Annotated in this window: 18 protein-coding genes; 1 reads left to right on the top strand and 17 read right to left on the bottom strand. The window is 61.7% G+C overall.

Translation table 11 applies throughout. The annotated features are described in order from the left end of the window. A partial coding sequence (purL, locus tag AB5Y85_RS18495; protein ID WP_368221943.1) for a phosphoribosylformylglycinamidine synthase occupies nt 1–3,723 on the top strand: 3,723 nt, incomplete at its 5' end. 64 nt (nt 3,724–3,787) lie between these two features. Here the strand turns inward: purL and AB5Y85_RS18490 are convergent. The 17 genes from AB5Y85_RS18490 to AB5Y85_RS18410 all read right to left on the bottom strand — a co-directional run. Next, a complete protein-coding gene (locus AB5Y85_RS18490) occupies nt 3,788–5,332 on the bottom strand; it encodes an HD domain-containing phosphohydrolase (RefSeq protein ID WP_368221941.1) in 1,545 nt (514 codons plus the stop codon). Nucleotide 5,333: 1 nt separating this feature from the next. After that, on the bottom strand, nt 5,334–6,791 hold the full coding sequence (locus tag AB5Y85_RS18485) for an HD domain-containing phosphohydrolase (protein ID WP_368221939.1): 1,458 nt from the start codon (nt 6,789–6,791) through the stop codon (nt 5,334–5,336). Beyond that, on the bottom strand, nt 6,788–7,924 hold the full coding sequence (locus AB5Y85_RS18480; RefSeq protein ID WP_368221938.1) for an FIST signal transduction protein: 1,137 nt from the start codon (nt 7,922–7,924) through the stop codon (nt 6,788–6,790). The genes AB5Y85_RS18485 and AB5Y85_RS18480 overlap by 4 nt, the downstream gene beginning before the upstream one ends. Nucleotides 7,925–8,156: 232 nt before the next feature. After that, nucleotides 8,157–9,620: an NADH-quinone oxidoreductase subunit NuoN gene (gene nuoN, locus AB5Y85_RS18475; RefSeq protein ID WP_236367683.1), complete on the bottom strand. Its 1,464-nt coding sequence runs from the start codon at nt 9,618–9,620 to the stop codon at nt 8,157–8,159. Further along, on the bottom strand, nt 9,617–11,161 hold the full coding sequence (nuoM, locus tag AB5Y85_RS18470; protein ID WP_064339991.1) for an NADH-quinone oxidoreductase subunit M: 1,545 nt from the start codon (nt 11,159–11,161) through the stop codon (nt 9,617–9,619). The genes nuoN and nuoM overlap by 4 nt, the downstream gene beginning before the upstream one ends. 98 nt (nt 11,162–11,259) lie before the next feature. Further along, nucleotides 11,260–13,107, bottom strand: a complete 1,848-nt coding sequence (gene nuoL, locus AB5Y85_RS18465; protein WP_368221937.1) for an NADH-quinone oxidoreductase subunit L — start codon at nt 13,105–13,107, stop codon at nt 11,260–11,262. Then, nucleotides 13,104–13,412, bottom strand: a complete 309-nt coding sequence (nuoK, locus tag AB5Y85_RS18460; protein ID WP_005337247.1) for an NADH-quinone oxidoreductase subunit NuoK — start codon at nt 13,410–13,412, stop codon at nt 13,104–13,106. The genes nuoL and nuoK overlap by 4 nt, the downstream gene beginning before the upstream one ends. Continuing rightward, nucleotides 13,409–13,960: an NADH-quinone oxidoreductase subunit J gene (nuoJ, locus tag AB5Y85_RS18455; protein WP_005337246.1), complete on the bottom strand. Its 552-nt coding sequence runs from the start codon at nt 13,958–13,960 to the stop codon at nt 13,409–13,411. The genes nuoK and nuoJ overlap by 4 nt, the downstream gene beginning before the upstream one ends. Nucleotides 13,961–13,970: 10 nt before the next feature. Next, the gene (nuoI, locus tag AB5Y85_RS18450; RefSeq protein WP_257687560.1) at nt 13,971–14,513 is read right to left on the bottom strand and encodes an NADH-quinone oxidoreductase subunit NuoI; all 543 of its coding nucleotides are present in this window, start codon (nt 14,511–14,513) and stop codon (nt 13,971–13,973) included. Nucleotides 14,514–14,523: 10 nt separating this feature from the next. Continuing rightward, entirely contained in the window at nt 14,524–15,492 is a 969-nt protein-coding gene (gene nuoH, locus AB5Y85_RS18445) for an NADH-quinone oxidoreductase subunit NuoH (protein ID WP_005344904.1), read from the bottom strand. Next, nucleotides 15,489–18,245 carry an NADH-quinone oxidoreductase subunit NuoG gene (gene nuoG, locus AB5Y85_RS18440; protein WP_257687559.1) on the bottom strand — a complete coding sequence of 919 codons (2,757 nt, stop codon included), beginning with the start codon at nt 18,243–18,245 and terminating at the stop codon, nt 15,489–15,491. The genes nuoH and nuoG overlap by 4 nt, the downstream gene beginning before the upstream one ends. A gap of 41 nt (nt 18,246–18,286) precedes the next feature. Further along, complete coding sequence (gene nuoF / locus AB5Y85_RS18435) at nt 18,287–19,672, bottom strand: NADH-quinone oxidoreductase subunit NuoF (protein WP_257687558.1); 1,386 nt, start codon at nt 19,670–19,672, stop codon at nt 18,287–18,289. Continuing rightward, a complete protein-coding gene (gene nuoE / locus AB5Y85_RS18430; protein WP_042658436.1) occupies nt 19,669–20,211 on the bottom strand; it encodes an NADH-quinone oxidoreductase subunit NuoE in 543 nt (180 codons plus the stop codon). Before nuoE ends, nuoF begins: the two co-directional genes overlap by 4 nt. Nucleotides 20,212–20,290: 79 nt before the next feature. Beyond that, nucleotides 20,291–22,096: an NADH-quinone oxidoreductase subunit C/D gene (nuoC, locus tag AB5Y85_RS18425; protein WP_257687557.1), complete on the bottom strand. Its 1,806-nt coding sequence runs from the start codon at nt 22,094–22,096 to the stop codon at nt 20,291–20,293. A gap of 2 nt (nt 22,097–22,098) precedes the next feature. Next, entirely contained in the window at nt 22,099–22,773 is a 675-nt protein-coding gene (locus AB5Y85_RS18420) for an NADH-quinone oxidoreductase subunit B family protein (RefSeq protein ID WP_005344917.1), read from the bottom strand. Between the two features lie 29 nt (nt 22,774–22,802). Beyond that, nucleotides 22,803–23,207 carry an NADH-quinone oxidoreductase subunit A gene (locus AB5Y85_RS18415; RefSeq protein ID WP_005344919.1) on the bottom strand — a complete coding sequence of 135 codons (405 nt, stop codon included), beginning with the start codon at nt 23,205–23,207 and terminating at the stop codon, nt 22,803–22,805. Between the two features lie 100 nt (nt 23,208–23,307). Then, the coding region (locus tag AB5Y85_RS18410; protein ID WP_368221945.1) for a hypothetical protein at nt 23,308–23,493 on the bottom strand (186 nt) is incomplete at its 5' end.

Genomic DNA, 23,493 nt, shown 5'->3' with positions numbered 1-23,493 from the left:
TACGGCCCAACTATCCCCGAACACACCCCCAGCGGTCAGCTGTTTCTTGTTACCCCCCGCCCCGGCACTATCTCCCCCTGGTCTTCCAAAGCAACCGACATCGCCCACAACTGCGGCCTGAAACAGGTCAAGCGGCTGGAGCGTGGTATTGCCTATTACCTGACCATCAAGGGGCAGGGTGAGCTGAGTGCCGCCCAGCGCAGCGCCATTGCCGCCGTGCTCCATGATCGGATGATGGAAGTGGTGTTTGCCGACATGGACGCGGCGAGCGCCCTGTTTGCTCACCACGAGCCGCGCCCCTTCACCCAGGTGGATGTGCTGGGCGGTGGTCGCGCAGCCCTGGCCGAAGCCAACGTGGCGCTCGGTCTGGCGCTGGCCGACGACGAAATCGACTATCTGGTGGAGAACTTCACCAAGTTGGGTCGCAACCCCAACGACATCGAGCTCTACATGTTCGCCCAGGCGAACTCCGAGCACTGCCGTCACAAGATCTTCAATGCCGACTGGACCATCGATGGCGAACAGCAGCCCAAGTCGCTGTTCAAGATGATCAAGAACACCTTCGAGCAGACGCCGGATCATGTCCTCTCTGCCTATAAAGACAACGCCGCCGTGATGGAAGGGAGCCAGGGTGGCCGCTTCTTCCCGAGCCCGGCCAACGGCGAATACCAGTATCACCAGGAACAGGTCGACATCCTGATGAAGGTGGAGACCCACAACCACCCGACCGCCATCTCCCCGTTCCCGGGGGCAGCCACCGGCTCCGGCGGCGAAATCCGCGACGAGGGAGCCACCGGTCGCGGTGCCAAGCCCAAGGCGGGTCTGGTCGGTTTCTCCGTCTCCAACCTGCGCATTCCAGGCTTCGAGCAGCCCTGGGAGCAGGATTTCGGCAAGCCGAGCCGTATCGTCAGTGCCTTCGACATCATGCAGGAGGGGCCGCTCGGCGGCGCCGCGTTTAACAACGAGTTCGGCCGTCCGGCCATTCTCGGCTACTTCCGTACCTTCGAAGAGGAGGTGCCGAGCCACAACGGCGTCGAGGTGCGTGGCTACCACAAGCCCATCATGCTGGCAGGCGGCATCGGCAACATCCGCACCGAACATGTCCAGAAAGGGGAGATACCGGTCGGCGCGGCGCTTATCGTGCTGGGCGGCCCGGCGATGAACATCGGTCTGGGCGGTGGTGCCGCATCCTCCATGGCCTCCGGCCAGTCAGCCGAAGATCTCGACTTTGCCTCGGTGCAGCGTGATAACCCCGAGATGGAGCGCCGTTGCCAGGAGGTGATCGATCGCTGCTGGCAGCTGGGTGACGACAACCCTATCGTCTTTATCCACGATGTGGGGGCGGGCGGTCTCTCCAACGCCATGCCGGAGTTGGTCAACGACGGTGAGCGCGGTGGTCGTTTCGATCTGCGCGCCATCCAGAGCGACGAGCCGGGCATGAGCCCGCTGGAAATCTGGTGCAACGAATCCCAGGAGCGTTACGTGCTGGCGGTAGCGCAGGACAAGCTGCCGCTGTTCAAGGCCCTGTGCGAGCGCGAGCGCGCCCCTTATGCCGTGATCGGCACCGCGACCGAAGAGAAGCATCTGACCCTCTCTGACAGCCACTTTGACAATCAGCCCATCGATCTGCCGCTGGACGTGCTGCTGGGCAAGGCGCCCAAGATGCACCGTGACGTGGTGAGCCTCCCAGCACAGGGCAAAGCGCTCCAGCTCGATGGCATCACTTTGAGTGACGCGGCCGAGCGGGTTCTGCGTCTGCCGACCGTGGCGGAGAAGTCCTTCCTTATCACCATCGGCGATCGCAGCGTGACCGGTCTGGTCAATCGCGACCAGATGGTTGGCCCCTGGCAGATCCCGGTGGCCGATTGCGCCGTCACCGCTGCCACCTACGACAGCTATCACGGCGAAGCCATGTCCATGGGCGAGCGTACCCCGGTGGCGCTGCTCTCCCACGCCGCCTCCGCTCGCATGGCGGTAGCGGAAGCGCTCACCAACCTGGCACCGGCCCACATCGGTTCCCTCAAGCGGGTCAAGCTCTCCGCCAACTGGATGGCCGCTGCCGGTCACCCGGGTGAAGATGCCGGTCTCTATGAGGCGGTCAAAGCGGTAGGTGAGGAGCTCTGCCCGGCCCTTGGCATCACCATTCCGGTGGGCAAGGACTCCATGTCCATGAAGACCCGCTGGCAGCAGGATGGCAAGGAGCACAGCGTCACCTCGCCGCTCTCCCTGCTCATCTCCGCTTTTGCCCGGGTCGAGGATGTGCGCAACACGGTTACTCCGCAACTGCGTACCGATCTCGGTGAAACCGACCTTATCCTCATCGACCTTGGCAATGGCAAGCAGCGCCTCGGCGCCTCGGCGCTGGCGCAGGTCTATCGCCAGCTGGGTGACAAGGCGCCGGATCTCGACAATCCGGTCCAGCTCAAGGGCTTCTTCAACGCCATTCAGGCGCTGGTGGCCGATCGCAAACTGATCGCCTACCACGACCGCTCCGACGGTGGCCTGTTCGTCACCCTGACCGAAATGGCGTTTGCCGGCCACTGCGGCCTCGACATCCAGCTCGATCGCATCGGCGGCGAGCTGCTGCCGGCGCTGTTCAACGAAGAGCTGGGCGCCGTCATTCAGGTGCGTCGTGAAGATAAAGAGGCGGTGATGACTCTGCTGGCCGGTCACGGTCTGGCAGCCTGCTCCCATGTGCTCGGTACCGTGCGCGAAGGGGATCTCATCACCTTGCAGCGGGGCGGTCAGGAGGTCTATCGTGCCAGCCGTACCGCTCTTCGCACCATCTGGGGCGAGACCAGCTGGCAGATGCAGCGCCTGCGCGACAACCCGGCGTGCGCCGACAGTGAGCACGCGGCCCGTCAGGACGCCACCGATCCGGGTCTGCATGCCAAGCTGACTTACAACCCGTCCGAGGATGTGGCTGCTCCCTATATCGCCCGTGGGGTATCCCCCCGTCTGGCGGTGCTGCGCGAGCAGGGAGTCAACTCCCATGTGGAGATGGCGGCGGCGTTCGATCGTGCCGGTTTCGCGGCAGTGGACGTGCACATGAGCGACATTCTCTCCGGTCGCATCAAGCTGGAGGAGTTCCAGACCCTGGTGGCCTGTGGCGGTTTCTCCTACGGTGACGTGCTGGGGGCGGGGGAAGGCTGGGCCAAGTCCATCCTGTTCAATGACAACGCCCGCGAGCAGTTCCAGCGCTTCTTCGAGCGTGGCGATACCCTCTCTCTGGGTGTCTGCAACGGTTGCCAGATGATGTCCAACCTGCGAGAACTCATCCCGGGTGCCGATCTCTGGCCGCGCTTTGTGCGCAACCGCTCCGAGCGCTTCGAGGCCCGCTTCAGTCTGGTTGAGGTGCAGGAGTCCCCATCGGCCTTCTTCGCCGGCATGGCAGGCTCCGTGATGCCCATTGCCGTTTCCCACGGGGAAGGGCGTGTCGAGGTGCGCGATGCCGCTCACCTGAACGCACTGCAGCAGAGCGGTCTGGTAGGGCTGCGCTTTGTCGATAACCGCGGCAGCGTGACCGAGCAGTACCCGGCCAACCCGAATGGCTCACCGAACGGTATCACCGCGGTGACCACGCAAGATGGCCGAGCTACCATCATGATGCCGCATCCGGAGCGGGTGTTCCGCACCGTGGCCAACTCCTGGCACCCCGACAACTGGGGCGAGGACGGCGCCTGGATGCGGATGTTCCGCAACGCCCGGGTTCGTCTGGGTTAATAGAGGCAGCACCAGCGCATAAAAACAGAAACCGGCCAATTGGCCGGTTTTTTTATCCGTGTCGTTACGGCTTGCCGAGCGGTTGGGGGATAAAGTCTCCCCGGTCGAGGATCCGCAGACAGGCATCCACCACATCCTCATCGAGCTGATGGCCGCGCATCTGGATGATCTGCTCCCTGGCCTGGGGAATGCCGAGGGCGGCGCGATAGGGGCGATCCGAGGACATGGATTCGACGATATCGGCGACGGTGAGGATGCGGGCCTCCAGCAGGATCTCATCCCCCTTGAGCCCCTGCGGATAGCCGGAGCCATCGAGATACTCGTGGTGCTGGTGGATCATCCGGGCGATGGGCCAGGGGAAGTCGATATCCTTGAGCACCAGATAGCCGATGGCGGGGTGTTCCTTGACCAGCGCGAACTCCAGTGGCGTGAGGCGTTCCGGTTTGGTGAGAATTTCAGCCGGTACCTGGATCTTGCCGATATCGTGCACCATGGCGCCCAGATAGATCCCCCGCAGCCGCTTCTCTTCCAGCCTGAGCTCCCGGCCGATGGCTTGGGCCAGCTTGGCCACATGTTTCTGATGGCCAGCGGTATAGGGATCGCGCTGCTCCAGCACGGCGGCGATGGCACCCAGCGCATCTTCCAGTGCCAGCTCCAGCTGGCGGGCATGGAAGATCTTCTCCTGTTGCGAGCGCAGATAAGCCTGCTGGGTATGGCGCGCCTGCAGGCCATAGGTGAGGTAGTCGGTCAGCTGGATGAAGAGCTGCTCCTCCTCCTGGCTGAACAACCGCGGCTGGTCGCTGTGAATGATCAGCGCACCGGCCTGATCCTCCTGCAGTGGCAAGGGGATAAGCAGGCGGGAGCGCAACGGGTGGCGGCCGGTATGGGGCCGCTCGTGGAAGATCACCTGATTGAGGCGCCGCTGGTGGAGGATGGCCTGGGTGAGGGCCTCATCGTTCAACCACAGCGTTTGTTCCGAGGCATCGGCACTGCCTGCCTGCGCCACGATCCTCGGCGGGTGGGCGAGTTCGGGCTGGCCTTGCAGCACTGCCACCAGCGGAAAACGGTCATCGACGGCGATGGCATCGCAGATATCCTGCAGCAGTTGCGGCTCATCGCCCGGTTTGAGCAGGGCGTGGTGGGCGCGGCTGATCGCCTGCTGGGTCCAGCTGTACTGTTGCAGTTTCTCCTGCTGCCACTTCTGCTCGGTAATGTCTTCGAAGAAGACGCCGACCCCCACGATACTCCCCGCCTCATCACGCAGGGGAAACTTGGTGGTGCTGAGCCAGCGGGCTTCTCCCCCCTTCAGATAGGGCTCTTCGATGTGCTGGTGTATCCCCTCGCGCATGACTCGGGTGTCATCCTCCCGATAGCGCTGTACCAGTTCGGGGGGAAAAAAGTCGCAGTCATTCTTGCCCACCAGTGCCTCTGGTGAGAGGGCGAGATCCGCCGCCAGCAGGCGGTTGCCAGCGATGTAGCTGAAGCGGGTGTCTTTGAGCAGCACCCGATAGGGAAGCTGATCCATCACCTGGGTCAGCAACAGCGCCGAGGAGGGGAGCGCATCGGTCAGTGGGTGGGGGAGTGTACAGGAGGTGAGGAGTTCGGACATCTTATCCCGCCTTGTCTGCAAGTTGACTGATGGGAGGGCCGAAGTGGTAGCCGGTCTGCCAGAGTACGATACAGCTGTTGACCACTTTTTCATCGTAACGGATCCCGGCATAGCGGGTCAGTTCGGCAAAGGCGTCACTCAGGGGCATGGCCCGGCGGAACGGGCGATGGGAGGTCATGGCGATCAGCGAATCGGCCACCCGGATAATGCGCGCCTCCAGGGTAATGGCGTTGCCCGCCAGTCCCTGCGGATAGCCGCTGCCATCGAGGTTTTCGTGGTGCTGCAGCACTATGGTGGCGATGGGCCAGGGGAAGTCGATCTGTTTGAGAATATCGTGGCCGGCCTGGGGGTGCTGCTTGATCAGCTCGAACTCCACCGGCCGCAATTCACGTGGGCGGGTGATGATCTCGGTGGGGATCTGCAGCAGGCCGATATTGTGCACCATGGCCGCCAGTCCCAGCGCATCCAGCCGCTCTTGCCGCAGTTGCATGGCCTGCCCGATGGCCAGTGCCAAATCGCGCACCCTCAGCTCATGGCCCGCACTGTTGCGATCCTTGTGGCTGATGGCGCTGGCGAGGGCACTGATGGTCTGGAACAGCAGATCACGCTGGTGACGCTCGCTCTCCTTGAGGCGGGTGATGTCGACCAGGGTGCCGATGATGCCGGCAACCATCCCCTGATGGTCATAGAAGAGATCCTTGAAACAGATGACCTGATAGCGCATGCCATTGCGATCATGCAACTGCTGTTCGATGCACTGGGGCTGGCGACTTCGCAGCAACTCGGCTTCCCGCATGCTGTAGGCCTCGGCAAGCCCGACTGGCAGCAGCTCCTCGACCCGTCGACCCAGCAGCGCCTCCTTGCCGATGCCGATCACCTGAATGAAGGCCTGGTTGCAGCCCAGAAACCGCCCTTCGATATCTTTGTAGAACACAGGGATCGGGATGGCCTTGAGCAGGGATTCGTTGAAGTGTTTCAGATCCTTCAGTTCGGCCTGCTGACGCAGGGCGAGCAGCTCGCTGTCCTTGCAGAGGGAAATGGCGCGGGCCAGGTTGCCGAGCACCGGGCTGAACAGATGGCAGACCGGTACGATCTGCTGATGTGGCTGGGGGGCGAGCAGCAAGATGAGATAACCCCCTTCAACCTTGAGCCGATAGGCAAACTGGTAGGGGCGGCTGCCCGGCAGGGGGAGCGTCTGTTGCAGCAGGCAGTGCTCCTCCTCGCTGACCCACCTAGGCAGGGCCAGGGTGGTGCCGGTGTGCTGGCGAAGCTGCTCGTCGCCGATCACCTTGAGCAGCTTGTATCCCTCCCGTTGTTGCTGCAATACCGCACCAACCGGCGTGGCGCAGTGATGCATAAAACGTTGCAGTACCTTGGTGAGCAGCGCATCCAGCGTCACTTCACGCCCGATGCAGAGCGCCAGATCGCAGACGATGGCCATGGCGTGGTCGTTGTTCATATCAATGCCCCGTTACAGAGAATGGCGCCGTTATGAAATTGGGGGTAATCCCCGTGGCGCACGCTGCCAATTTCGCCAAGGGAGAGGGCTCCTGCCAGATCGCCGGCCCCCGAGTGGGTCAGCAGGGTGTGCAGCTCGGTCACTGTCTGCTGGTCGAAATGCAGCTGGCGTCCCGCGCAGTAGTAGACCTCCAGCAAGTGTGCCCGGGTGAGGGTTTGTTGCTGGTTAAGGCGCCTGGCCAGTGAGCAGGCATGTTCGGTGGCACTCTCTGGCGCCTTCAGCAGGGTGAGGATGCTGTGCTCCGCGACCTCGCCGGCGCAGAGCAGGGCGCCGTCATCGTTTGCCTCGACGGGGATCCTGACAATCACATCCCCGTTGGCCCGCAGCAGGCCCAGTGGCATGTGCACCACGAAATGGTAGAGCTCCTCGCGCACCATAGTGTGCTGGAATTGCTGGCTGATCAGCCCCTGATATTTTTGAAAGGCCGGTTGCCAGTCGATGTAGGCAATTTTGTTCGCTTCACTGCTGGTGGCCAGCATCGGTTGGGCCGAGAGTTGGTAACCATGTTCCAGAAAGGGAAAGCTGTTGCTGGGCAGCAGCGTGCAGGTGACCCCGTAGGCAAGTTGCCGTTGATTGTCGAACAGGCAGGCAAGAGGGGTGAAGCTGCCGCTGCCTGCGTTGGCGCCGGCATAGTTGACGCGATTGGCCAGCTGCAGATAAAGCGCATCCAGAATGGAGGCGATATTGGGAATGAGGTTGTCGAAGGTCAGAAACAGGGTTGGTGGCGGCGAAGGGGTTGGCCAGGTGGCCAGCATGCTTTCCACCTGTTCCGCAATCAGGTGGGCAAGGGATGCTGCGCTGGCCTGCGGTGTCAGGGGCAGCAGTGTGGCGTGATAGGGGTTGGCTCTGGGCAGTAGCCAGGCCCCTTGCGGCAACAATCCTTGCGCACCGATCAGCTGGGGGAAGATGGCGCCATCCAGGGCGATGTTGAAGTCGCGGCACAACTGCTGCAACAGGGGGACCTGAGCGCAATCCTGTTCGGCCAGCAGTATGGTCAGCTTGCCTCCTTGCAAGGGTGCCAGCGTGGCAGCCAGTTCTGTCGGGTTAAATTGGCAAACGTAGTGTTGCTTCATCAATCTGAACTCCATTCCAGAATATAACCAATATATCAATAAGGAATTCAAGAGGGTATGAGGATCTCGCCCGGTTCTGGTTGTATGGCAAAAACCATGATGGGCATCACCCTCGCTGATTGATCTGTCATTTGCTGGCTCGCGGAGTGCGCGATGCTGTCGGACCGGAAATAGAAAACCGGCAGCCAAGGCTGCCGGTTTTGCGGGTAATGAGGGGTAGCGACGGTAAAGGTTACTGCAATACCACGTGCTGGAACCCTTGTACCAGGCTGATGACCGGCTGGGGATAGAGCCCCAGCAACACCACCAGCACGGCAGAGAGCAGCACTACCACACCACCGGAGGAGAGAGCCCAGTCGGCGCAGGCATCGCGCTGCTGCATACCCGGTTCACGCAGATAGAGGGTCACCATCACCTTGAGGTAGTAGTAGAGACCCAGTGCGCTGCCGAGCACGATGGCACCGGAGAGCCACCAGAGCTGGGCTTCGACCGTCACCCCGATAAGGTAGAACTTGCCGATAAAGCCGAGGGTCATCGGGATGCCCGCGAGTGACAACATCATCACCGTCAGTACGGCAGTCAGATAGGGGCGCTTCCAGAACAGGCCGCGATAGCTGTGCAGGGAGTCTGCATCCTTGCCGCGATAGGGGCTCGACATCATGCTCACCACCCCAAAGGCACCCAGGCTGGTGAACAGATACATCAGCAGGTAGACCCCGGCTGCTTCCACCGGCATCTGGCCGAATCGGCTCGCCACGATCACCGCCAGCAGGTAACCGAAGTGGGAGATGGAGGAGTAACCCAGCATCCGTTTGACGTTGGTCTGCACCAGGGCCAGCAGGTTGCCGACCATGATGGAGATGACCGCCATGGCTGCCAGCAGCCAGTGGATCATGGGATCGCTCGCCGCTGGTACCGCCAGATAGAAGCGCAGCAGCACGGCAAAGACCGCCACCTTGCTGACGGTGGCGAGGAAGGTGGCGACCGGTGCCGGGGCACCTTCGTAGACATCCGGGGTCCAGAGATGGAAGGGGGCCAGGGAGAGTTTAAAGGCAAAGCCGACCAGCATTAACCCCAAACCGCCCATCAGCAGCGGATGGTGAGCCGGGCTCTCGGCCAGGGTCTGCCCCAGGGCTGCAAAGCTCAGGCTGCCTGCCTGCGCATAGAGCAGCGCCATGCCAAACAACAGGAAGGCGGTGGCGGCGGCAGAGAGCACCATGTATTTCACCGCGGCTTCCAGCGAGTGGCGCTCGCGGTAGGCGTAACCCACCAGACCGAACATCGGCAGGGTCAGCATTTCGATCCCGATAAAGAGAGAGGCGAGGTGACGGGAGCAGGCCAGCACCAGACCACCAGCGGTGGCGATCAGCAGCAGCAGGAAGAACTCCTCCCGGTTGTCCGGGTAGGCTTTCAGCCACGATTGACCGAAAGTGCAGGTGGCCAGGGCGCCGATGAGCACCAGTCCCATGTAGAAGACGGCGTAACTGTCCACTTGCAGCAGCGGGGTGACCCCCTGATCCCCTTGCGCCATCACGATGGGCAGCGAGAACAGAGCAAGGTTGAGGCCAACAATGGTCACGGTAAAGGCGGTAGTGACACAGCGGCGCCAGGCGATGGCCAGCATCAGGGCCGCCATGGCCCCGGTGGTCAACAGCAGGGGAAGCAGTGCCAGCAGTTGGGAAGCGGAGAAAGTCATTGCAGGGCTCCAGCAGTCGGCAGCAGATACCAGTGCAGCACGTTGATAAGGCTGCTGCTGGCGGTGTCAATCACGGGTTGGGGATAGAGGCCAAGCAGAACCAGCAGGCCCGCGATCACCATCATCATGGTCAGCTCGCGGCGATCCAGTCCCTTGAGCATGCTCTCATCCTTGGCCGGGCCAAAGCAGGCGCGCTGCAACATGATGAGGGAGTAGACCGAGGCCAGCACCAGACCGAAGGTGGCGACTGCCGTGATGACAGGGGCAATCTGGAAGCTGCCGACCAGGATCAGGAACTCGCCGACAAAGTTGCCGGTGCCCGGCATGCCAAGTGACGCCACCGAGAAGAAGAGCATCACACCGGGCAGATAGCGCAGGCGTCCCCACAGGCCGCCCATCTGGCGCAGATCCCGGGTGTGCAACCGCTCGTAGAGCTGACCGCAGAGGATAAAGAGGCCGGCAGCGGAGAGACCGTGGGCGATCATCTGCACCACCGCACCCTGCAGGGCCAGCTCGCTACCCGAGTAGATAGCGATCATCACAAAGCCCATGTGGGAGATGCTGGTGTAGGCTACCAGCCGTTTGATGTCGGTCTGGGCAAAGGCCACGATGGCACCGTAGACGATCCCGATCAGGCCAAGCACCATGGCGTAGGGAGCAAATTCTGCGGACGCCTCGGGGAACAGCGGCAAGGCAAAGCGCAGCAGACCGTAGGCGGCGGTTTTGAGCAAAATACCGGCGAGATCCACCGAACCTGCGGTCGGCGCCTGACTGTGGGCATCCGGCAGCCAGCCGTGCAGCGGCACCAGTGGCATCTTGACCGCGAAGGCGATAAAGAAGCCCAGCATCAGCAGCCACTGAACGCCCTTGCTCATCGGGGTATTGAGCAGCTCCAGATAGTTGAAGGTGAAGACTCCGGTGGCATGCTGGTGGGTCAGCACCAGCCCGATGATGGCCACCAGCATGATAAGGCCGCTCACCTGGGTGTAGATGAAGAACTTGGTTGCGGCGTTGATCCGTGATTTGCCGTCAGTGACCGAATGGCCCCAGAGCGCAATCAGGAAGTACATGGGGACCAGCATCATCTCCCAGAAGAAGAAGAAGAGGAACAGGTCCAGCGCCATAAAGACCCCGAGCACGCCGCCCAGGATCCAGAGCAGGTTGAGGTGGAAGAAGCCGATGCGCTGCACGATCTCTTTCCACGAACAGAGAATGGCCAGTACCCCGATAAAGCAGGTGAGGATCACCATCAAGAGCGACAGGCCATCCACAGCCAGATGCAAAGAGATGCCGAAGCGGGGGATCCACGGCAGGCGCCACTCGGCGGCCCAGGCGGAGGCAGCACCGGAGACGCCCGCGCTGTCGAGGCCCGTGGTGGCAAGGGAGAAGTCTCCACTTAGCCAGATGGCACAGGAGAGCAGCAGGCTGGCGCTCATGGAGAGCAGGGCAACCCAGCGGACAAACTGCCCGCCGAGACGCTCCATCTGCCAGCAGAGCAAGCCGCCGATAAAAGGAATTAGCAAGATCCAGAGTAAGGTCACGGTATCAGCTCTCGTTCAAGTTCATATGAGATTGCGCTCCCTGTTCCATCAGGGAGAGCAAACAGCCCGGCTGTACGATCTTCGTGTTGTTCATCGCGTTATCCCAGCAGCAACAGCGCCAGCACCAGCACTGCGCCGATCCCCATGGAGGCGGCATACCAGCGCAACTTGCCGGTCACGGTCCAGGCCAGCAGCTGGTTGCCACGCAGGGCAAGCCAGGCGGGCAGGCCCATCATCCAGTCCAGCGGGTCTCGGGCCAGCAGCCGGGTCGCCAGCAGATAGGGTTTGACCCACAGCTGGTCGTAGAGCCAGTCAAAGCCCCAGGCGTTGAACCAGAGGGTGCTGAGCAGCCGGCCTGGCGCGCTGTTGGCAATGGAGGTGGCCAGACGGCGCTCACCAAGGAACAGAAATGCGGCCAGCGCGATGCCAGCAATGGCAATGATGCCAGAGGCTACCTCCAGCGCATGGCGACCCTCTTCGATATGGTCACCAGGGCCTGCGGGTAGTACACCTGCCAGTGGCGGGGTGATCAGCGCGCCGATGCCGGTGGAGAGCACCAGCAATACCAGCAGCGGCAGATGGTGAGCCAGACCGTGGCCCGCATGGGCTTTGGTCTTCTCTTTGCCATGGAAGGCGATAAAGATCAGCCGGAAGGTGTAGAGCGAGGTGAGGAATGCCCCTACCAGACCTGCCCACAGCAGCGCGCTTTGGCCAGAGGCTTCTACTTGCCACAGGATGGTGTCCTTACTGTAGAAACCGGAGGTGACCAGCGGCAACGCCGCCAGCGCCGAGCCCCCCACCAGGAAACAGGCATAGACCAGTGGCAGACTCTTGCGCAGGCCACCCATCTTGAAGATGTTCTGCTCATGGTGGCAGGCAACGATAACGGCACCGGCGGAGAGGAACAGCAGCGCCTTGAAGAAGGCGTGGGTCATCAGGTGGAAGATGGCCCCTTGCCATGCGCCGACACCGAGGGCCAGGAACATGTAGCCAATCTGGCTCATGGTGGAGTAGGCGAGGATCCGCTTGATATCGGTCTGAACCAGCGCGGCAAAGCCTGCCAGCACTAGCGTGATGGCGCCAACCAGCCCGACCAGATGGAGGATCTCTGGCGCCAGCAGGAACAGGCCGTGGGTACGGGCAATCAGGTAGACACCGGCGGTCACCATGGTGGCGGCGTGGATCAGCGCTGAGACGGGCGTCGGGCCTGCCATCGCATCCGCCAGCCAGGTTTGCAGCGGCAGCTGTGCCGATTTGCCGACCGCGCCGCCCAAGAGCATCAGGCAGGCCAGCGACAGGGCAGGGGAGCCCTCGGCAAACAGGGTCGGGGCACGAACCAGCAGCTCGTGGATATTGAGGGTGCCCAGCTCCCGATAGAGGATAAACAGGCCGATGGCGAGGAAGACATCACCCACCCGGGTCACGACAAATGCCTTGAGGGCCGCTGCGCCGTTCTTGCGATCCTTGTAGTAGAAGCCGATCAGCAGATAGCTGCACAGCCCTACCCCTTCCCAGCCGAGGTAGACAAACAGCAGGTCATCGGCCAGCACCAGAAACAGCATGCTGGCGATAAAGAGGTTGGTGTAGGTAAAGAAGCGGGAGTAGCCCTCTTCACCGCGCATATACCAGGAGGCGAACAGGTGGATAAAGAAACCGACCCCGGTCACCACCCCCAGCATGGTCAGCGACAGGCCATCCAGTGCCAGCGAGAAGCTCGGGGTAAAGTTGCCCACCGCCATCCATTGCCACAGGCGCTGGACATAGACGCCCCCCTCTGGCGGGTTGCCCAGAAAGTCGATGCCCACCCACAGGGTAGTGAGGGCCGACAGGCCAATGGAGCCAACCCCGATCAGCGCCGAGGTACGCTCGCCAAACCGGCCGAGGGAGAAGGCCAGCACCAGCCATCCCAGCAGCGGAAATAGAAAAGTCAGATATAAGAGGCTCATCCGCGCATCTCGCTCACAGTGTCCACGTTCAGGGTGTGGTAACGACGATAGAGCAGCAGTAACAGGGCGAGGCCGATACTGGCCTCCGCTGCCGCCAGAGAAATCACCAGGATATACATGATCTGGCCATCGGCCTGGGCCCAGCGGCTACCCGCCACCACAAACGCCAGTGCCGAGGCATTCATCATGATCTCGATACTCATCAGGATGTAGAGCAGGTTGCGGCGGATCAGCAGACCGCACAAGCCGATGCAGAAGAGCACCGCGGCCAGCAGGAGGCCGTGCTCCATGGGGATTCCATTCATTGCTGACCTCCTTCTTGTGCAGAGCGGGAAGCAGAGCGCGGGACGGAGAGCACTTCACCGCTCTTCTCTTCCCGACCCAGGTGATAGGCGGTTACCAGACCCGCCAGCAGCAGGATGGAGGCAAGCTCCACCGCCAGCACATAGGGGCCAAAGAGCTCGACACCCACCTGCTTGGCGGTCACCTCGGTCACTCCGATCAGGCCGCCGGTCACCCCGAGAATGCCGTGGGCCAGAAAGCCCAGCAGGATCAGCGAGAGCAGGGCTGGGCCCCCCCAGGTCATGGGGGTGAGCCACTTTTTCTCCTGCGCCTGGGCACTCCCCAGGTTCAGCATCATCACCACGAACACGAACAGCACCATGATGGCGCCGGCGTAGACGATCACCTGCAGGGCGCCCGCAAAGGCGGCACCCAGGCAGAAGAAGATCATGGCCACGGCGATGAGGGAGATGATGAGATTGAGCAGCGCATGCATGGGATTGCTGGTGCTGATCACCCGCAGCGTGCTGTAAATGGCCACCAGGGCCGAGGCATAAAATGCCAGTTCCATGATTGACTCCTCAGGGCAGCAGGCTCTTGACATCGATGGGCTTGGCTTCGTTTTCGGCATCCCCTTTCGGCTTGCCGTCGATGGCCATCCCGCTCATGCGATAGAAGTTGTAGTCCGGGTATTTGCCGGGCCCGCTGATCAGCAGATCGTCCTTCTCGTACACCAGATCCTGGCGGCGATACTCACCCATCTCGAAATCCGGTGTCAGCTGGATGGCGGTGGTGGGGCAAGCCTCTTCACACAGGCCGCAGAAGATGCAGCGAGAGAAGTTGATGCGAAAGAACTCCGGATACCAGCGGCCATCATCCCGCTCGGATTTTTGCAGCGAGATGCAGCCGACCGGGCAGGCAACTGCGCAGAGGTTGCAGGCTACGCAACGCTCGTCCCCGTCGGGGTCACGGGTCAGCACGATGCGACCGCGGTAGCGGGGGGCGGCATAGACTGCCTGCTCCGGATAGTTGAGGGTTTCACGGGGCCGCCAGGCATGGGAGAAGACCATGGCCAGACTGCGTAACTGGGTGCCGACACCCTGAATAATGCTAACAATTTTCATATTGAGTGCCTCACTGCGTACTTATCAGTACAACTGCCGCGGTGACCAGCATATTGATCAGGGTCAGCGGCAAGCAGACTTTCCAGCCAAACGACATCACCTGGTCAAAGCGCGGGCGAGGCAGGGAGGCCCGCAGCAGGATGAAGAACACCATGAAACAGGCGGTCTTCAGGGCAAACCAGATGAAGGGGGGCAGCCAGGGGCCGTGCCAGCCACCGAAGAAGAGGGTCACGATGAGCGAGGAGACCAGCACGATGCCGATATATTCGCCCACGAAGAAGAGACCCCACTTCATCCCCGCATACTCGATGTGATAGCCATCGGCGAGCTCCTGCTCGGCTTCTGGCTGATCGAACGGGTGACGGTGGGTGACGGCGACACCGGCAAACAGGAAGGTGACAAAGCCCAGGATCTGGGGCACCACGTTCCACAAGTCTGCCTGTGCCTCGACGATATCCCGCAGGTTGAAACTGCCGGTCTGGATCACGATCCCCATCAGGGATAGCCCGAGAAACACCTCGTAGGAGAGGGTCTGGGCCGAGGCGCGCAAGCTGCCGAGCAATGAGTATTTGTTGTTGCTCGACCAGCCGGCGAACAGTACCGCATAGACCGCCAGCCCCGCGATGGCCAGGATGTAGAGCAGCCCCACATTGAGATCAGCCACGCCCCAGGTGGGGGTAATGGGCACCACCGCAAACGCCAGAATAAAGGCAGTGAAGGCGATGATGGGGGCCAGGATAAAGATCCGCCGATCAGCGAACGGCGGGATCCAGTCCTCCTTGAAGAACATCTTGATCATGTCGGCGGCCAGCTGGAGCAGACCAAACGGCCCCACCCGGTTGGGGCCGTAGCGATCCTGCCACAGGGCCAGCAGACGACGCTCGATGAAGCTCATGAAGGCGCCAGCCCCTACGATCCCCACCAGCACGATCAGTGCCTTGCCCACCTCCAGCAACAGATCGATCAGCGACTCGCTCATGCGATCACCTCCTGCAGGTTAGTGATTGAGGCTTGTTGCAGGGCCGTCGGCAGGCCGTTCACCCCAAGGGGGAGCCCCACCAGACCGGCGCTCAGCTGCTCGCTAAGCCGCAGACGCAGTTGCCAGTGGCTACCGCCCCAGGAGAAGGAGACCTGACTGCCCCCGTGGAGGGCCAGACGCTGCGCATCAAGGGGATTGAGCACCAGCTCGGGTTCGTTCATCCGGGCCTGAATGACCGGGCTGCGAGCGGAGAGCTCCTCGCCGCCAAACAGCTGGGCATAATTGACCACTTGCAGCGCCTCTGCGGCCTTGAAGGGGGCGGGGATGGTGGTGAACCAGCCGAGCAGCTCCTTGCCTTCTGCCTGCGAGTCTGTTGCTTCCAGCAGACGGCGACCCGGATCGCCAGCACGCAGTTTGCCACCCACTTCATCCTGGAACTTGTTCCAGGCGGAGGGAGAGTTCCAGCCCGGCGCCCAGGCGAACGGTACTTGCGGCAGCGGCTGACGGGCTCCGGCATACCCTTCCATGGAGAAGTTGAAGGGGGAGTCGGGATCTTGCGCTACCCGCGGTTCGCTGACATTCTGATCCGCCAGCATGGAGGTGCGACCACTGTAGCGGTGTGGTTCACGGGCCAGCCGCATGCCACGGATCCGCAAGCCTGCGTTGGGCGCCGCTTCCAGCATGGTAGCGAGCAGCGGATTGCTGGTGGCGCAGTCATGATTGACCTGGTCGAAGTTCTGCCAGCGCAGCGGCTTGCGTTCTATCGCCCCTTGCAGCGCCGCCAGCCAGCGCCACCCTTCACGCACCTGAATATCGGCGTTGTAGAAGGCGGGCGCATAGACTTGGAAGAAGCGCTGGGCACGCCCTTCCATGTTCACCAGGGTGCCATCGGCTTCGGCAAAACTGGCCGCTGGCAGCACCAGATCAGCCTTGTTGGCGGTCGGGGTCGCCTGATGGTCGATGACCAGCAGGTGCTGCAGCCGTGCCAGTGCAGCATCCACCCGGTTGCGCGGCGCGCGGCGGTAGAGATCGTTCTCCAGGGTGACCAGCGCCAACCCCTCTTCTGACTCGATACGCGCAAGGGCGGCTTCGAGTGGCTTGTCTGACAAGGTTTGAGCGCCCAGCATGGCCAGACCCAGCGAGTTGGCCTCCTGGCCAACCAGCGCGATGTTGGCTTCCTGTCCACGGCCTTTCAGGGCGCGGGCAATGTTGCTGGCCGCCTCAAGCAGCGCCACATCGCGGGCACTGGAGCCTGCAATGATGAGCGGCTTCTTGGCGTTGCCGAGCAGCTCGGCCCAGCGAGTCGCTTGTGCCTGCAGCTCGGGGCAGAGGTCGGCCGCGGCCGGTGCACTCGGGTCGAGCAGGTTGGCGATGGCAAAGCCAAGGCGCGCCTGATCGGCATAGGGGGCGTGCAGCTTGTCGGCCGCCACATCGTCCAGACGGGTTGTGTCGAGGCTGGTGATGAGCAGCGGGTAGCGCTCGTTCTGACCCAGGGTCTGAACGGCGGCGACTTGCCACAGATCCACCTTCATCTTGCGGGCAAGCTCGCGGGCCTTGCCCTTGACGGCTTGGCGCAGCGCCAACGCGATACGGGCGGCGCTCATGGTGACATCTTCACCGAGCAGCAGAATGGCGTCGGCCTCTTCCATGTCCCGCAGGCTCGGGGTTGGCACGCCGCCCTGTTGCAGGATCTGCAGCATCTTCAGCTGACAGGCCCATTCGGCCTGCTCGATGCCAGCGTAGAAGTTGTCTGCACCCACCAGCTCGCGCAGGGCAAAGTTGCTCTCCAGCGAGGCGCGGGGCGATCCGATGCCGATGAGGCCGCGGGCCGTGCGCAGGGCATCGGCGGCTCGGTTGAGGGCGCCATCGACCGTGATGGTCAGCTGGTCGTTGCCATCTTTGAGCAGTGGTTGGCGCGGGCGGTCGGCCAGATTGACGTAGCCATAGCCAAAGCGGCCACGGTCACAGAGGAAGTAGTGGTTGACGCTGCCGTGGAAGCGGTTTTCGATGCGGCGCAGCTCGCCATAACGCTCGCCCGGGCTGATGTTGCAACCCACGGAGCATTGCTGGCAGATGCTGGGGGCAAACTGCATGTCCCACTTGCGGTTGTAGCGCTCGGAGTGAGTCTTGTCGGTGAAAACGCCGGTGGGGCAGACCTCCACCAGGTTACCGGAAAATTCGCTCTCCAGGGTGCCATCCTCGACCCGTCCGAAATAGACGTTGTCGTGGGCACCGTAGACGCCAAGATCCTCGCCACCGGCATAATCCTTGTAGTAGCGGACGCAGCGGTAGCAGGCGATGCAGCGGTTCATCTCGTGACCGATGAAGGGGCCCAGCTCCTGATTCTGGTGGGTGCGTTTGGTGAAGCGGTAGCGCCGGCTGTTGTGGCCGGTCATCACCGTCATGTCCTGCAGGTGGCAGGCGCCGCCCTCTTCACACACCGGGCAGTCGTGGGGGTGGTTGGTCATCAGCCACTCCACCACGCTCTTGCGAAATTCTTTAGCCTCTTCATCCTCGATGGCGATGTAGCTGCCATCGGTGGCCGGGGTCATGCAGGACATGACCAGACGACCGCGTTTGTCATCGGCATTCTGATACTGTTTGACCGCACACTGGCGGCAGGCGCCAACGCTACCCAGCGCCGGATGCCAGCAGAAATAGGGGACGTCCAGACCCAGCGACAGACAGGCTTGCAGCAGGTTATCTGCTCCGTCTACCTCGTACTCTTTGCCGTCTACATAAATGGTTGCCATACAACTTCCCTGAAACCTGTTTTGTGAAATCTGTGGTGTCGTTACCAGCGCTCGCCCAGCAGATTGGGCTGGATCCCTTTGACCGGCTTGCGGTTATCACCGCTGCCTTTGATCCCGGCCTCGAATTCGGAGCGGAAATATTTGATGGCGCTGGCGAGCGGCTCGACGGCGCCCGGTGCGTGGGCGCAGAATGTCTTGCCCGGGCCAAGGAAACCGCAGAGTTGCTCCAGGGTCGCCAGATCGCCGGATTGCCCTTCGCCACGTTCCAGTGCCCGCAGCAGCTTGACGCTCCAGGGCAGGCCGTCGCGGCAGGGCGTGCACCAGCCACACGACTCGCGGGCGAAGAACTCCTCCATGTTGCGCAGCAGGGAGACCATGCTGATGGAGTCATCCACCGCCATGGCGAGGCCAGTCCCCATCCGGGTGCCGACCTTGCCGATACCGGCGGTATACATCTGGGCATCGAGGTGCTCAGGCAGCAGGAAGCCGGTGCCCGCACCGCCCGGTTGCCAGGCTTTCAGGCGATAGCCGCTCCTCATGCCGCCGGCGTAATTTTCAAACAGCTCGCGGGCGGTGATGCCAAAGGGCAGCTCCCAGACCCCGGGGTTGTTCACCTTGCCGGAGAAGCCCATCAGCTTGGTGCCGTGATCTTCCGAGCCCGGCAGCGCCAGCCCGTGATACCAGGTGACTCCGTTGCCGATAATGGCGGGGACATTGCAGAGGGTTTCGACGTTGTTGACACAGGTGGGTTTGCCCCAGACGCCGGAAACGGCGGGGAAGGGGGGTTTGGCACGCGGGTTGGCGCGGCGCCCTTCCAGCGAATTGATCAACGCCGTCTCTTCACCACAGATGTAGCGGCCGGCGCCGGTGTGGACGAACAGCTCGAAATCAAAACCGGAGCCTAGAATGTTCTTGCCCAGCAGACCGGCGGCCTTGGCCTCTTCCACTGCACGGCGCAGGTGGATGGCAGCATCCACATACTCACCGCGCAGGAAGATATAGCCGCGATAGGCCTTGAGCGCCCGGGCACTGATGATCATCCCCTCGATCAGCAGATGGGGCAGTTGCTCCATCAGCAGGCGATCTTTCCAGGTGTTGGGCTCCATCTCGTCGGCGTTGCAGAGCAGGTAACGGATGTTCATGCTTTCGTCTTTGGGCATCAGCCCCCACTTCACGCCTGTGGGGAAGCCCGCGCCGCCACGCCCCTTGAGGCCGGCATCCTTGACGGTGCTGACGATCTCGTCCGGGCTCATCTGGCCGAGCGCCTTGCGGGCGGCGTCATACCCCTGTTTGGCCTGATACTCCTCCAGCCATACCGGCTGGCCGTCATCCCGCAGCCGCCAGGTGAGCGGGTGGGTCTCGGCGGTGCGGGCCGTGCGGTTGGCGGTGCCAAGAGAGGCGAGGATCTTGTTCTGTGGCAGGCTCATGGGTAAGCCTCCAGCGTTTTCAGCAAGGTCACCGGATCGAGGCCGCCATAGGTGTCGTCATCGATCATGATGGCTGGCCCCTTGTCGCAGTTGCCAAGACAGCAGACCGGCAGCAGGGTGAAGCGGCCATCAGGGGTGGTTTGACCGGGGCCGAGGTTCATCACCTCCTTGAGACCGGCCATCAGATCTTCATGGCCATTGATGTAGCAGACCATGCTGTCGCAGACGCGGATGATGTGACGCCCCACCGGCTGGCGGAAGATCTGGCTATAGAAGGTGGCAACCCCCTCCACGTCGCTGGCGGGAATGCCGAGCTCGGCCGCGATGGCGTGAATGGCGCCGTCGGGGACCCAGCCTCTGGCCTGCTGCACGATCTTGAGCGCTTCGATGCTGGCGGCGCGGGGATCTTCGTAGTGGTGTTTCTCGTGTTCGATGGCATCGCGTTCAGCCTGGCTCAGAACGAAGTCGTCCTGTTTGCTGCTGCATGCCCCTTGCCCCTGTGGGGTCTGATTATTGTGACACTGACATTGCTGGCTCATGACTTGACCTTTGGTGGCTTGTCCTTTTACTGCTCGTTCGGTGATTCCAATTCCCGGCCATGCCGGGAGGCAGGATCACTTAACGGTCCACATCCGACATAACGAAATCGATACTGCCCAGATAGACGATGAGGTCCGACACCATGCTGCCCTTGATCACCGAGGGGATCTGCTGCAGGTGAGCAAAGCTCGGGGTGCGGATCCGGGTCCGGTAGCTCATGGTGGAGCCGTCACTGGTCAGGTAGTAACTGTTGACCCCCTTGGTCGCCTCAATCATCTGGAGCGACTCGGCAGCGGGCATCACCGGGCCCCAAGACACTTGCAGGAAGTGGTTGATGAGGGTCTCGATGTGCTGCAGGGTGCGCTCTTTGGGCGGCGGAGTGGTGAGGGGGTGATCCGCCTTGAACGGCCCCTCCGGCATGTTCTTCATGCACTGCTCGATGATCGACATGCTCTGGCGGATCTCCTCGATCCGCACGGTGGCTCTGTCGTAGGCATCGCCATTGCTGCCGACCGGCACTTCAAAGTCGAACTGATCGTAACCGGAGTAGGGACGCCACTTGCGCACGTCGAAGTTGAGGCCGGTGGCACGCAATCCGGCCCCCGTGGTGCCCCAGGACAACGCCTGCTCGGTGGTGTAGGCAGAGACGCCTATGGTGCGACCGCGCAGAATGCTGTTGCGCATCGCCGCTTTTTCGTAATCCATCAGCCGCTTGGGCAGCCAGCTCAGCAGGTTGTCCTGCACCAGCCGTTGCCATCCCTTCGGCAGGTCGTGGGCCACACCGCCGATGCGGAACCAAGCCGGGTGCATGCGGGCACCGGTGATCGCTTCGATGATGGTGTAGATCTTCTGCCGATCGGTGAAGGTGAAGAAGACCGGGGTCATGGCCCCCACGTCCTGAATATAGGTTCCGAGGAACAAGAGGTGGCTCTGGATGCGGAACAGCTCCGCCATCATCACCCGGATCATGTCGACCCGCTGCGGCACCTTGATGCCGGCCAGCTTCTCGACCGCCAGCACATAGGGGAGGTTGTTCATCACCCCGCCCAGATACTCGACCCGGTCGGTATAGGGGATATAGCTGTGCCAGGACTGGCGCTCGCCCATCTTCTCGGCACCGCGATGGTGGTAACCGATATCGGGCACACAGTTACGGATCTCCTCGCCATCGAGCTGCAACACAAGGCGGAAGGCGCCGTGGGCAGAGGGGTGATTGGGGCCGAGGTTCAAGAACATGTAGTCCTCGTTCTCGTTGCCGCGGGCCAGCCCCCACTCTTCCGGTTTGAACAGCAGGTTCTCCTGCTCCATGTCCTGTTTGGCGGCATCGAGCATGAAGGGATCGAATTCGGTAGCGCGCGCCGGGTAATCTTTGCGCAGCGGGTGACCCTGCCAGCTCTTGGGCATCATGATGCGGGTCAGATGGGGGTGGCCATCGAAGGTGATGCCCATCAGATCCCACACTTCCCGCTCGTACCAGTTGGCGTTGGGGAAGTGGTTGGTGATGGTGGGCAGATGCAGGTCACTCTCGGCCAGCGCCACTTTCAACATCACATCGGCGTTACGGTCGATGGAGATGAGGTGATAGAAGACGGTGAAATCGCTCTGGGGCAGACCGTCGCGATGGCTGCGTAGCCGCTCATCGGTGGCGCTGAGATCAAACAGCATCACAAACGGGGAGGGCACCTTGCGCAAAAAGCCCATCACATCCTGAAGCAGTTCGCGGGGGAGCCAGACCACCGGCACGCCGGTGCGCGTGGTCTGCACGGTGAAGTGCTCGGCCCCGAAGTGGGCAAACAGTTCGCCAATGACTTTGGCATCCTTGTGGTCGCTGGGCTGCCACTGGGCCATGGCGTAATTGCTGGGAAAATCACGAGTCAGTTTCATGGTCAGATCTCATCCGGCGTGCGCAGGTTGGTCACATTGATCCGTTCGCCGCGCTTGCGCTCTTTTTCGGCCTGCATCTGGGGACGGTAGATCCCCTGATCGCCCACCACCCAGGAGAGGGGGCGGCGTTCTTTGCCGATGGAGTCCTGCAGCAGCATCAGGGCTTGCAAAAAGGCTTCGGGACGGGGCGGGCAACCCGGAATGTAGACGTCGACCGGCAGGAACTTGTCCACCCCCTGCACCACGGAATAGATGTCATACATGCCCCCGGAGTTGGCACAGGCCCCCATGGAGATCACCCACTTGGGTTCGAGCAGCTGTTCATACAGGCGCTGGATGACTGGCGCCATCTTGATGAAGGGGGTCCCTGCAATCACCATGAAATCGGCCTGACGGGGCGAAGCGCGGATAACTTCGGCGCCGAAGCGGGCCACATCGTGGGGGGAGGTGAAGGCGGTACACATCTCCACGTAGCAGCAGGAGATGCCGAAGTTGTAAGGCCAGAGGGAGTTTTTGCGGCCCCAGTTGACTGTGTCTTGCAGCACCTCCTCGAGGCGGCCCATCATGATGCCGCGCGTCGCTTCTTGCGCCAGTGGGTCATCGACGGTCTGGCGCTGCTCCTGGGGGTAGCGCTCAACGGGTGCATCCGGGTCAATCCGGGTCAGGGTGTACTTCATGGTGCAACCTCAAGGAAAGGGTCTGTGGTTCAATCACTGTTTTTGTTGTTCAGCTGCGGTTTGCGCGGTGACCAGTCCAGTGCGCCGATGCGCCAGAGGTAGATCAGGCCGATAAGCAGCAGTCCGATGAAAATGGTGGCTTCAATAAAGCCGACCCAGCCGCTCTCCCGCACAGAGACAGACCAGGCAAACAGGTAGAGCGCCTCGACGTCGAAGATGACGAAGAACATGGCGACCAGATAGAACTTGGCGGAAAAACGCAGGCGGGCACTGCCGACCGAGTCGACACCAGATTCAAATGGCTTGTTCTTGGTGCGGCCGTAGGCGCGACCTCCCAGCAGGGCGGCGAGGCCTATCATCACCAGACAGATGGTGATGGCACCGATGACATAAATGGCAAAAGCCCAATGTTGAGCAGAAATATCAGCAAACATAGAGGTTTTTCCTAACCAAATTAATCAAGCGACTTAACAATAATGTTACGCATTATGACACTTTCGCACTGATTTACATGTCATTTTTACTGGTTAATTATTAATCGGTTAACCGGTAATTAAATTTTGTTAAGAAGCGCACTTTTTTGTTGGTCATGGTGGGCGAGAAAGGTCTGGAAAGCGTAGTGGTCCAACTAAATCCGGACACTTGGTTAGGCCGTTCTTCGGCTTTTGCTGGTGGCATCCCGTCATTGTGGCAATGTGGACGCCGCCAGTTGTAGTAATC

This window comes from Aeromonas sp. R3-1 (genome assembly GCF_040908345.1).
In the GTDB taxonomy this organism is placed as follows: Bacteria; Pseudomonadota; Gammaproteobacteria; order Enterobacterales; family Aeromonadaceae; genus Aeromonas; species Aeromonas veronii.
Note: the sequence above shows the minus strand (reverse complement) of the source record. Positions and strands in the feature narration are given on the sequence as shown.

Excerpts from the sequence above, each read along its gene's own strand:
- AB5Y85_RS18490 (WP_368221941.1), bottom strand. The coding sequence starts at position 5,332 with ATGTCCGAACTCCTCACCTCCTGTACACTCCCCCACCCACTGACCGAT.
- AB5Y85_RS18485 (WP_368221939.1), bottom strand. The coding sequence starts at position 6,791 with ATGAACAACGACCACGCCATGGCCATCGTCTGCGATCTGGCGCTCTGC.
- AB5Y85_RS18480 (WP_368221938.1), bottom strand. The coding sequence starts at position 7,924 with ATGAAGCAACACTACGTTTGCCAATTTAACCCGACAGAACTGGCTGCC.
- nuoN (WP_236367683.1), bottom strand. The coding sequence starts at position 9,620 with ATGACTTTCTCCGCTTCCCAACTGCTGGCACTGCTTCCCCTGCTGTTG.
- nuoL (WP_368221937.1), bottom strand. The coding sequence starts at position 13,107 with ATGAGCCTCTTATATCTGACTTTTCTATTTCCGCTGCTGGGATGGCTG.
- nuoK (WP_005337247.1), bottom strand. The coding sequence starts at position 13,412 with ATGAATGGAATCCCCATGGAGCACGGCCTCCTGCTGGCCGCGGTGCTC.
- nuoJ (WP_005337246.1), bottom strand. The coding sequence starts at position 13,960 with ATGGAACTGGCATTTTATGCCTCGGCCCTGGTGGCCATTTACAGCACG.
- nuoI (WP_257687560.1), bottom strand. The coding sequence starts at position 14,513 with ATGAAAATTGTTAGCATTATTCAGGGTGTCGGCACCCAGTTACGCAGT.
- nuoH (WP_005344904.1), bottom strand. The coding sequence starts at position 15,492 with ATGAGCGAGTCGCTGATCGATCTGTTGCTGGAGGTGGGCAAGGCACTG.
- nuoG (WP_257687559.1), bottom strand. The coding sequence starts at position 18,245 with ATGGCAACCATTTATGTAGACGGCAAAGAGTACGAGGTAGACGGAGCA.
- nuoF (WP_257687558.1), bottom strand. The coding sequence starts at position 19,672 with ATGAGCCTGCCACAGAACAAGATCCTCGCCTCTCTTGGCACCGCCAAC.
- nuoE (WP_042658436.1), bottom strand. The coding sequence starts at position 20,211 with ATGAGCCAGCAATGTCAGTGTCACAATAATCAGACCCCACAGGGGCAA.
- nuoC (WP_257687557.1), bottom strand. The coding sequence starts at position 22,096 with ATGAAACTGACTCGTGATTTTCCCAGCAATTACGCCATGGCCCAGTGG.
- AB5Y85_RS18420 (WP_005344917.1), bottom strand. The coding sequence starts at position 22,773 with ATGAAGTACACCCTGACCCGGATTGACCCGGATGCACCCGTTGAGCGC.
- AB5Y85_RS18415 (WP_005344919.1), bottom strand. The coding sequence starts at position 23,207 with ATGTTTGCTGATATTTCTGCTCAACATTGGGCTTTTGCCATTTATGTC.